The organism is Microcoleus sp. B3-D2, assembly GCF_036705345.1.
Lineage (GTDB): Bacteria > Cyanobacteriota > Cyanobacteriia > Cyanobacteriales > Microcoleaceae > Microcoleus.
The window spans coordinates 1-9974 of sequence record NZ_JAUBUG010000123.1 but is presented as its reverse complement, the minus strand read 5'-3'; the positions used below and the strand labels follow the sequence as shown (position 1 = coordinate 9974).

Genomic DNA, 9974 nt, shown 5'->3' with positions numbered 1-9974 from the left:
CCTCCTTCTGTTTGGCTACTAACTTACAAAAATCACCTTTACTAATTGTAGCACTACTTTAGGAAATTGGTATAAGACCAGAAGATCCAGAAGAAATGGCAAAAGCCATAGAGTATATCTGTCAGTTGCCAAATTCCAAGTGGGAAGCCATGTCTGAAGCCGCCTATGCCAAGGTGAACAATTATACGTGGAAAGATGCCACGGATCATTTTGAAGCTGCATTGAAAGTTGCTATAGACAAATCTAAACAGCGCGAGGTTAAGATAGTTTCGTTTTCTCCCTATGGAAAAATTCCGGTTTGCTAACTGCTGCAATTTGAAATTCGGCGCTACGGGCGTTTTCGGCGCCGGATTTCTGGGCCGAAACTCAATATCATTTGGTGGGGTGCTTCTGGCCCAACTAAAATCGCATCTGTCCTGTTTTGTACCCAGCAGTCTCGACACGAATTCTGACCGCACCGACGAGCGAATGCTGGTTGTAAAGCGATCGGCAAAAATCTGAACCAGAGTGCAACGGAGGTTTTAAGGCTGGCTCCGTTACAGGTTAAACTTGTCTAGTCCTCAAACATATCCCGATTTGTAATTGAGAAAAGTCCCTGACGACCAAGTAAGATCGGCTCGACTATCGAGTTACGATCCCCTCCAGCACAGATCCGCACCCCACAGAAAAGCCAAATATAGGCTGGTAAGTGCCAACTTGCTTTAAGGAGGAGTTTTAACCAGTATCAATCTTCAGCATCTATTTAGGGCTTGCTGAATAAGTGGTTCAAGTAAACACTGTATGGATTTTCGGACGAAGAAAGGTAGTAATGGTGCAAGAAAAACAGGTATAATGACTCAAAACCCGTGCATCACCATTTGCGCTCGTGTACCGAAAAGCTGAGCTTGCCCCAAGCCCCCCATCAGACTTTGAACTACCCTTTGAAGGAAGGTTGTCAGCAGATAACCGTTGGGTAAAGATGGCAGAACTTATCCCGTGGGATGAATTTGAAGCAGAATATGCTGAAAAATTCCCGACCGAAATGGGCGCACCCGCCAAGTCATTTAGGATGGCATTGGGGGCATTAATTATCAAAGAGAAACTTGGAATTAGCGATAGAGAGACAGTAGAACAAATTCGTGAAAACCCCTATCTGCAATACTTTATCGGTCAATCAACCTACAGTAATGAACTCCCATTTGACCCATCAATATTAGTTCACTTTCGTCACCGAATTAGTGCGAACCTAATTAAAAAAGTGAACGAACGCCTGGTGGAAAAAGTGCGCGAAACTACCCCAGTCAAACCAGAAAAAAAAAAGGATTCGGACGCAAAAAATGAGTCACCCAATCAAGGAAAATTAATCATAGATGCGACCTGTGCCCCAGCAGATATTAGCTATCGGACCGACTTAGGACTATTAAACCGAGCCCGAGTTCATACCGAAAAAATCATCGACATTCTCTATAAATCTCTCACAGTAAAAATCAAGAAAAAACCCAGAACCTACCGAAAAATAGCCAGAAAAGACTACTTAGCAGTAGCCAAACAACGACGACCGACCCGAAACAAAAAAATCCAAGCAATTAAAAAGCAACTGCAATATATCAAAAGAAACTTGGCTCATATCAATCAGCTAATCGAATCAGGTGCGGCTCTGGAAACTTTGACCAAAAAGCAATATAAAAATTTGCTAGTTCTCACAGAAGTCTATCGCCAACAACTCTGGTTATTTGAAAATAACAAACAGAGTATTGAGGACAGAATAGTAAGTTTAAGCCAACCCCACATCCGTCCCATTATTAGAGGTAAAGCAGGAAAACCAGTAGAGTTTGGAGCTAAACTGTCAGCGAGTTGCTTTGAGGGGTATGTGTTTTTGGAGCGAATAAGCTGGGATAAATTTAACGAATCAGGAGACTTAAAAGCCCAAGTAGAAGCATTTAAAAGTTACACAGGATACTATCCAGAATCAGTCCATGCAGATCGCATTTATCGAACAAGGGAAAACCGAGCTTGGTGTAAAGAAAGAGGAATTAGAATTAGTGGCCCTCCGTTAGGAAGGCCACCAGCAAATGTCAGTAAGGAAACAAAGAAACAAGCCTGGGAAGATGAGAGAGTTCGTAACTCTATTGAAGGCAAATTTGGGACTTGCGGAAAAGAAGATTTAGCTTGAATCGGGTGATGGCTAAACTTGATAATACTTCTGGTACAGCCATTGCTATTACTTTTTTAGTAATGAACCTTTCTACCTGGTTAAGACGGGTTTTTTGTGTGTTTTTTTGCCGATTTCCCAAAATAAGGTCTGGTTACGCTTCAATGATTGTCAAAAATTATATTTTGGTCAATTACAAAAATCAAAACTTATGCTTCGCCGAACTTGAATCACCCATCAATTGCGATCGTGATTTTCCCTAACTTATTCAGCAAGCCCTATTTATGAAAATTACTTTTGTCCTGCCTACCCTTAGTCTTACAGGTGGCATGAGGGTTTTATCTATATACACAGAACTTCTCCAAAAACGAGGACACAAAATATTTATCGTCTCTATGCCCCTGCCGCAACCGACTTTAATCCAACAATGGCGATCGCTGCTGAGGGGTAGGGGTTGGCTGTCGGCTCCCAAAACACAAAAGTCTCACTTTGACAAGGTGGATGTCGAAAGCCGAGTTATCGAAACCAACCGTCCAATTACCGATCTTGACGTACCTGATGCCGATATTGTCATGGCTACTTGGTGGGAAACTGCTGAGTGGGTGCCAAAACTCTCTCCCAGCAAAGGAGCGAAAGTATATTTTCTCCAACACTACAAGGCTTTTGACTACGTACCAAAAGGTCGGGTAGAGGCAACTTGGCGGCGGCCGATGCACAAAATCGCTGTGGCCCAGTGGCTGGCCGACATAGCTCGGAATGAATACGGCGATTTGTCTGTATCTCTCGTCCCTCCTACGGTGGACACCAAACAGTTTTACGACCCCCAGTCGCGAGCGAAGCAGCCGCGAGGCAAGCAATTAGTTCCTACAGTGGGGATGTACTATACTACAACTCCTTGGAAAGGCTGCGATATTGCCCTGAAAGCTTTCTCTATAGCGGCTAAAAAAATTCCTAACCTTCGTTTAGTTGCATTTGGTTGCGGCCACGATGCTCCTCTTGCCCATTTGCTGCCTGAGGGTACTGAGTATAATAAGGAAGCTACTCAAGACCAACTAAAAGAATTTTACAGCAAATGCGATGCTTGGCTGTTTTCCAGCAGATCCGAAGGCTTCGGCTTGCCAATTTTAGAAGCTATGGCTTGGGGCACTCCAGTCATCGGCACTCCTGCTGGTGCGGCTCCGGAACTACTTGCTGGGGGGGGTGGTATACTTGTCAAGCCAGAAGACCCAGAGGATATGGCAAAAGCGAGCGAGCAGATTTGTCAGTTGTCTGATGCTGAATGGCGCGCAATGTCCGAGACTGCATTGGAGACGGTGAGAAATTATACTTGGGAGGATGCAACTAATCTCTTGGAGGCGGCACTCTACACTGCTTTGGAACGTCAGGCACAATTAACGAACAAGACGTAAAAGTGAGGCTACTTTAAAAGATTGGGGTTGGGCGATCGTTTAAGCGAGAATTTTTATCGGGCAAATTGAGTTGTCTTTCTACAATTTTACTGCAAAAAAACTATGGTTGCATTAATCCCCGTTGCTCTGTTCGGCTTTATTCCAATCGTTTTTTACCTATTTGTGAGGTTTCCGCCTCAGCGGGCGGTAATTATAAGTTTTGTTGTAGCGTGGCTGTTTTTGCCACAACCTTCTTATCCCATCCCCGTATTGCCGCCGTTTACCAAAGTCTCGTCAGTTTGCTACTCCATTTTGCTGGCTACTCTTGTCTACGATACTGCGCGCCTCACCTGTTTTAAGCCGGGTTGGCTGGACGTGCCAATGGTAATTTGGTGTTTGTGTCCAATTGTTACACAAGTTAGTAATGGTGGCAGCCCGATTAGTCCGACTTTCAACCAAATCATTAGTTGGGGTCTGCCTTATTTGGTAGGACGCTTGTATGTGGGTAGTTTAGACGGGCTGCGACAATTGGCGATCGGGATTTTTGCAGGTGGGTTGGCTTACATTCCTTTTACTTTAATTGAAGGGCTTAGGGGCCCAATTCTGCACCAAACGGTTTACGGCGTCAATGCCTTTGACGACTGGAGTCAAGCAGTGCGTGCGGGGGGGTGGAGACCGGTAGTATTTATGCAGCACGGTTTGATGGTGGGCATGTGGATGATGACAGCCACCTTAATCGCAGTTTGGTTCTGGCAAACTGGGACGCTCAAAAAGTTTCAGGGTCGCAACATCAAGACTTTAGCAATTATATTAATAATCGCTTTTTTGCTGTGCCGTTCTACTGGGGCCTACAGTTTATTTGTATTCGCGTTGATCGTATTATTCTCTGCCAAGTGGTTTCGCACTTCTTTGCCCCTGCTATTCATAATTGGATATATAGTGTTTTATCTGTACATAGCAGCAGCGGGTCAATTCTCGAGTAAACAGGTGATAGGGTTCATCACTCCAATATTTGGCCAAGAGCGAGCCGACTCTGTGAAGTTTAGATTTGATATGGAAGAGATACTGGGGGAAAAAGCGCGACAAAGATTTCTTTTAGGCTGGGGGGATTCCGGTGGAAACCGCGTGTACAACGATGAAGGTCGAGATATCTCGGTCACCGACAGCTTATGGATTATTGCATTTGGCACCTACGGTGCAGTCGGTTTAGTTAGTTTATTTTCTTCTTTGTTACTTCCTGTTATCGTCTTTTCTGTGTTCAAGTATCCCGCCAGAACCTGGTCTAATCCCAAAGTAGCGCCCGCGGCCGCCCTGGGAGTAGCCTTAAGTATGTACGTGTTTGACTGTGTTTTGAATGCTATGATTAATCCGATTTTTGCGTTGATTGCTGGAGGAATATCAGGTCTGGTCTTAAAAGCTCCAGAAAGTCTTAAAGCCAAGAAAACGAGTTCGCCCTCAAGAAGACCGTCGCTGGTTCACCAAAAATCAGGATGATTTTCGGGAATGCGATGGCTGCTTCACTTCAAGCTTGACACTATCTTGCCTTCCCTGGAGACAAAAACTACAAAATCTACCATTTTTGCATAAAATCAAGTTCTGAATTGGCGAGATCTAGCCTTTCTCAGAAAGATGAGGTATCATGTTAGTGACACTCACTCGTGAGGGTCAAACAGAGAAGATCAGCTCAAATGAACTATAATTACATGGTTCAGTAAAGCCTCGCCTGCCATACCACACATAATAGCATTTTTTTGACAGCACGCGATGCTTGACTCACAACACGTTTACTTGTACCAAACTTCATACATTGTTAAAAATGAAAGCTTATTCGATTGATTTTAGGCAAAAAATCCTTGATACTTATCATGCTGAACCCATTTCACAAAAAGCAATAGCTAAGTGTTTTTCTGTAGCCCTGAGTTTTGTACAAAAATTGCTTAAACAATATCGTGAAACAAAAAACATTACTCCGATAACTGACCGATGTGGAGTCAAAGGCAAACTGAAGGCGGAGCAACTACTCATCTTGGCGGAATTGGTTGAAGGAAATAATGATGCAACTCTTGAAGAACTCCGTTATTTACTTTATGGGAAAATTGGATTTTCCGTTAGTAGAGCAACAATAGGAAGAATGATAAAACTCTTAAACATTACTGTCAAAAAAAAACTCTCTTCCCTTCAGGTAAAGGGACTGAGCGAGTTCAAATCCTGCGATGTGAGTTCTGGAAAACAATTAAAAAGTAAGGTTTGAAAGACTTAATATTCATTGACGAATCGGGAGTTAATTTGGCAATGGTTAGGTTATATGCTAGGTATGCAAAAAGGTGAAAGAGCCAAGGGGCCTAAACCAACTAAACGTGGCAAAAATGTCTCAATAATTGGAGCTATGTCAGTCAATGAAATTTTGACATCGGTTAATCTAATAGGCGGAACTGATGCAATTACATTTGAAGCTTTTATTATCATAAAACTCGTACCACAACTCTGGAAAACGGTTTGTGTGGTGATGGATAATTGTCCTATTCACCTGGGAGAAGAAGTCAAAAAAGCGATTGAAAAGAAGGGGCAAAATTAATATACTTATCACCTTATTCACCAGATTTTTCACCAATTGAGAATCTGTGGTCAAAACTTAAAATCATTCTCCGTTCTATCAAGACTAATAATTATCAAGAGTTAGGAAAAGCCATAGAGTTTGCGTTCGGACAAGTTACATCGTCAAATATTTTTAACTGGTTTACACACTGCTGTTATTGTACCTCATCTTTCTGAGAAAGGCTATATTTTTCACGAGGTTAAAATTTTCATCTCATAAACTCTTTTTTACATTCCTTTGCAATGCTTCAAGTATTAGCACTGGATGGCTTTTTTCTTGAAACTGTGTAGCGAGTTGTAAACAAAAATGGGCTTTATACACTTTTTCTAAAACTAGCTGATTCTTTACATAATCTTTAAAAATCCTCACTAGACAGGCAGGGTGTAGGAGGATATACTGAGAAAAGTATGTTCACTGAAGCACCCAGGTAGTTAAAACACGAAACTGTATTGTGGGTTATAATAGTTTGAGTTGTAGTTTAATATAAAGCGGGAAGGGCATCATAAATGAAAACAGTTAATTTATTGAATGTCTCGATAGATAACTTTTCAATCACAGAGTTGTTTGAAAAACTCGACTGCGAAGGCGGTGTTGTATTTACGCCAAATGTAGACCACTTGATTAAGTTGCAGTATGACCGCGACTTCTATGAAGCTTACAATAAATCGAGTTATAGAGTCTGCGACAGTCAAATATTGATGTATGCCTCGAAGTTTTTGGGTACTCCTCTCAAAGAAAAAATTTCAGGTTCGGATTTGTTTCCGGCATTTTATATGTATCACAAAGATAACGAGAAGATTAAAATATTTTTGCTAGGAGCTGCTGAAGGTATTGCTAGGAAAGCCCAAGAAAAAATTAACCAAAAAATTGGTAGAGAAATAGTGGTAGAAGCACTTTCTCCTTCTTTTGGCTTTGAAAAAAATGAGGAAGAATGTGAAACAATAATTGACGCGATCAATAAATCAGGAGCGACAGTTCTGGCAATAGGGGTGGGGTCCCCCAAGCAAGAGAAGTGGCTGGTTAAATACAGGAGCAAATTTACACACGTCAAAATTTTCTTAGGGATAGGTGCAACCATTGATTTTGAAGCTGGTTCCAAAGCCAGAGCTCCCAAATGGATGAGCGAAGTCGGCATAGAATGGGCGTACCGACTGTTAAGTGAACCGAGAAGGTTGTGGAAAAGATATTTGATTGAAGGTTTGCCTTTTTTCCGATTAATCTTAGAACAAAAATTAGGGTTTTATAAAATGCCTTTCATGGAGAGCAAAACCAGCAATCTAAAATGGGAAGGTGGCTCTTAAAAAGGGCAGCGACAAATCTCTAGCGTAAATTAAGCTGAATATCAGAGAAAGTGCGTTTGACTTCCAGGTAAGACTGATGCCATCTGTGGATAGTCCGATCGCACTTTCTCTCAAAATAATTCATTTTTGCTTTCAAGTCCAGGTAAAATCGGAAAGAAACATTTTGTGGAAAATCCTAATTAGGGATGCAACCGATGAATCTGCCTTCTTTCTTGTGGTTGTGGAAAATAGCGGCTTGGTCAATGGGTGTTTCCCTGTTGGCTTACCTGTTGCTGGCCGTTACTGGAACGTGGATGTTTGCCGCTAGGAGTACCAAACAACCGCGCCCAAAATGGCTGCGTCCCTTTCATTTAGCCACTGGTGCGGGGATGGCGACTTTGGTAATTTTACTGCTGGGAATTGGCGTAGTCGGTACGCTAGGATACTACGGGAATTTGGGTCACTCGGCTCATTTACCGGCGGGGTTAGCGGTTGTGGCTTTGGTGTTGGTTTCTGTTGGAAGCGGGCTACAAATTGGCCCTAAACATCCTTGGGCGCGCCCCCTCCATATCGGCACTAATTTGGCTTTGTTTGGGGGATTTGTGACTGTGTTGCTCACAGGATGGACGATAGTACAAAAGTATTTGCCGAAAGTTTGAAACCTGTCTATTTGACCTCAAACTATACCAAATGTGTCAGGGAAACCATTTATGTAAGGTGCGCCACAGCGCACCCTAGGCTTAATTTTTTTGCGTGAGTCCGCTTTTTGTGATGAATTCTAAAATATGCTGCGCGGTAGTCTGTGGCTTTTCTAAGTGGGGAACGTGCCCGCAGTCGGGTATCCAAATTAGTTGAGAATTTGCGATCGCCCTTGCAAACTTTTCCGCATCCGCCGTCCCCAAAATCCGGTCTTGTTTTCCCCACAAAATCAGCGTCTGCTGCTGAATTTGCGATAATTTTTCCCCAAAACCTCCATAACCGCCGCTTTTGGTAAACGCAATTAAAGCTTGATTCCAGTTGGGCATTTCTAAGTGTAAAGCAGCACAAGTTTGAGCGTCTTGAGAAGCCAAATTTTTATCGAAATAAGCATTGACGCTAATTCGCTGGCGAATTTTGGGATTGCGTAAAAATGAAGTTGCTAGATATCCTAAAGGAGGAATTAAAAACTTTCCCTTATTAGAACTGATGGCAAAACCTGCGCTATCTATTAACACTAATTGTTTCACAGCTTCGGGATAATTGAGAGTGAAATCAATTGCTGCTGCACCTCCCATTGAAGCACCGACTAAGATTACAGGCTGCGAAATTAGCGTTTTCCAAAAATAGTAAAGATGACTTTCAATTGCCCTCGCGCTGAAGGCCAAACCTGGCGATCTTTCTGTAAATCCGAAACCCAACAAATCAACCGCCCAAGTTTCATTTTCGGCAGCCAGCAGCGGCAACAGGCGACGGAATTCAAACAAGGAACTGTCGAAGCCGTGAATTAGCAAAATTGGTGTGTTGCCGCTGCCTTGGCGCACGTAGGTTGTGGCAATTGGCCCAGAAGATAGGGGAGTAGTAATTGCCTCTCGTTGAATGCTTTGGGCTAAGGCAATTGAGGTAGATTCTGTGAGTTGTGCGATCGATTTTGGGAGAAAACTTGCTGGCATAATTCTTGATAAATTGTGAATCGGTAGGGGCGGTGCCACTGTGTTCGCCCTAACATTTAAGTATATATGCTTGCTCGATCGCTATTTGAGGAGTTGGGGCCAGTCATTAAAATTCGATCGATACTCAGTAGACCTCTTGCGAAAGTCTCAGGCGATATCTAATTTAGTCTTTAAAGAAAGTTCATAATTATAAATACCAGCGATCAAATTAAATCTTAATCCGAAGCGCCTTCTTCGATTCCGATATCTGGATGAAAGTATTCTAAATATATTTAAACTTCGATGTATATTTTCAATAATAATTCTTTCTTTTGCCAGTTGGCGATTTAAAACTTTTTCTGCTTGAGTCAGTTCTTTATTCTTGGTTTTTTTGATAGGGGTTATACTATTATTATGAATCTTTTTGATTCCTTGATAACCTTTATCACCTAAAAGTTCAAGTTCTTTATTCATCCCCATCTTGCTTTTTTTAAACAAACTAAAATCATGCGTTTTTCCGTTACTAAAAGCTGTACATATTATTTCGGTACTTTTTGTGTTGGCTAAAACTTGCGATTTTATTGTATGATATTTTTGCTTGCCACTATAATATTTCTTTTGCTTTTTTTTGGGACGCTCTATTTCATGCTCTGACACATCCACCGCTACAGTTTCTATCTCATTTTGACTTTGATAAAATTTTTTTTCCAGGTAATTTAAATAAACCTGAATTTATTAAAGCTTTCTCAGTTCTAATTACAATTCGATAAGCATTTGATTCATTAATACCCCATTTAATTCCCCGATGAAAAAAAGTAGGATATTCTCGCAAATAGGATAATGTCATTAAGATTTGGTCTTCTACGCACAATTTGGCGTTGCACATATATGGTATGATATACAGGGAATGTGTATCAAATTAAAATATGATTTGTCCTGAATGTCAGTCCA

Annotated in this window: 9 protein-coding genes and 1 pseudogene; 7 read left to right on the top strand and 3 right to left on the bottom strand. The window is 41.8% G+C overall.

What is annotated here, in order from left to right; genetic code table 11:
* Window positions 1-95: 95 nt before the first annotated feature.
* The 7 genes and pseudogenes from QUB14_RS27445 (at window position 96) to QUB14_RS27415 (ending at window position 8054) form a co-directional block, all read left to right on the top strand.
* Window positions 96-305, top strand: coding sequence for a hypothetical protein (locus QUB14_RS27445; protein WP_333221228.1), 210 nt, complete (start codon window positions 96-98; stop codon window positions 303-305).
* Window positions 306-865: 560 nt separating this feature from the next.
* A protein-coding gene (locus tag QUB14_RS27440; RefSeq protein ID WP_445251872.1) for an IS5 family transposase occupies window positions 866-2394 on the top strand; the annotation gives its coding sequence in 2 pieces (ribosomal slippage) (window positions 866-2131 and window positions 2134-2394; 1527 coding nt in all).
* A 21-nt stretch (window positions 2395-2415) separates the two neighbouring features.
* Window positions 2416-3540, top strand: coding sequence for a glycosyltransferase family 4 protein (locus QUB14_RS27435; RefSeq protein WP_333221224.1), 1125 nt, complete (start codon window positions 2416-2418; stop codon window positions 3538-3540).
* Window positions 3541-3642: 102 nt separating this feature from the next.
* Window positions 3643-5013, top strand: a complete 1371-nt coding sequence (locus tag QUB14_RS27430) for an O-antigen ligase domain-containing protein (RefSeq protein WP_333221222.1) — start codon at window positions 3643-3645, stop codon at window positions 5011-5013.
* Between the two features lie 322 nt (window positions 5014-5335).
* A pseudogene (locus QUB14_RS27425) lies at window positions 5336-6291 on the top strand (IS630 family transposase).
* Between the two features lie 330 nt (window positions 6292-6621).
* Window positions 6622-7416, top strand: coding sequence for a WecB/TagA/CpsF family glycosyltransferase (locus QUB14_RS27420; protein ID WP_333221220.1), 795 nt, complete (start codon window positions 6622-6624; stop codon window positions 7414-7416).
* Between the two features lie 194 nt (window positions 7417-7610).
* Window positions 7611-8054: a DUF4079 domain-containing protein gene (locus QUB14_RS27415; RefSeq protein WP_333067855.1), complete on the top strand. Its 444-nt coding sequence runs from the start codon at window positions 7611-7613 to the stop codon at window positions 8052-8054.
* 81 nt (window positions 8055-8135) lie between these two features.
* Here the strand turns inward: QUB14_RS27415 and QUB14_RS27410 are convergent, their stop codons facing one another.
* The 3 genes from QUB14_RS27410 to QUB14_RS28850 form a co-directional block, all read right to left on the bottom strand.
* Window positions 8136-9044 (bottom strand): alpha/beta hydrolase, encoded by a 909-nt coding sequence (locus QUB14_RS27410; RefSeq protein ID WP_333221218.1) that lies wholly within the window; start codon window positions 9042-9044, stop codon window positions 8136-8138.
* Between the two features lie 147 nt (window positions 9045-9191).
* Window positions 9192-9680: a transposase family protein gene (locus QUB14_RS27405; RefSeq protein WP_333221216.1), complete on the bottom strand. Its 489-nt coding sequence runs from the start codon at window positions 9678-9680 to the stop codon at window positions 9192-9194.
* Window positions 9681-9702: 22 nt separating this feature from the next.
* The gene (locus QUB14_RS28850) at window positions 9703-9870 is read right to left on the bottom strand and encodes a helix-turn-helix domain-containing protein (protein WP_445251871.1); all 168 of its coding nucleotides are present in this window, start codon (window positions 9868-9870) and stop codon (window positions 9703-9705) included.
* Between the last annotated feature and the right edge of the window lie 104 nt (window positions 9871-9974).

What these genes read in the sequence shown, in the direction of transcription:
- QUB14_RS27445 (WP_333221228.1), top strand. Translation starts at nt 96, where the DNA reads ATGGCAAAAGCCATAGAGTATATCTGTCAGTTGCCAAATTCCAAGTGG.
- QUB14_RS27435 (WP_333221224.1), top strand. Translation starts at nt 2,416, where the DNA reads ATGAAAATTACTTTTGTCCTGCCTACCCTTAGTCTTACAGGTGGCATG.
- QUB14_RS27430 (WP_333221222.1), top strand. Translation starts at nt 3,643, where the DNA reads ATGGTTGCATTAATCCCCGTTGCTCTGTTCGGCTTTATTCCAATCGTT.
- QUB14_RS27420 (WP_333221220.1), top strand. Translation starts at nt 6,622, where the DNA reads ATGAAAACAGTTAATTTATTGAATGTCTCGATAGATAACTTTTCAATC.
- QUB14_RS27415 (WP_333067855.1), top strand. Translation starts at nt 7,611, where the DNA reads ATGAATCTGCCTTCTTTCTTGTGGTTGTGGAAAATAGCGGCTTGGTCA.
- QUB14_RS27410 (WP_333221218.1), bottom strand. Translation starts at nt 9,044, where the DNA reads ATGCCAGCAAGTTTTCTCCCAAAATCGATCGCACAACTCACAGAATCT.
- QUB14_RS28850 (WP_445251871.1), bottom strand. Translation starts at nt 9,870, where the DNA reads ATGACATTATCCTATTTGCGAGAATATCCTACTTTTTTTCATCGGGGA.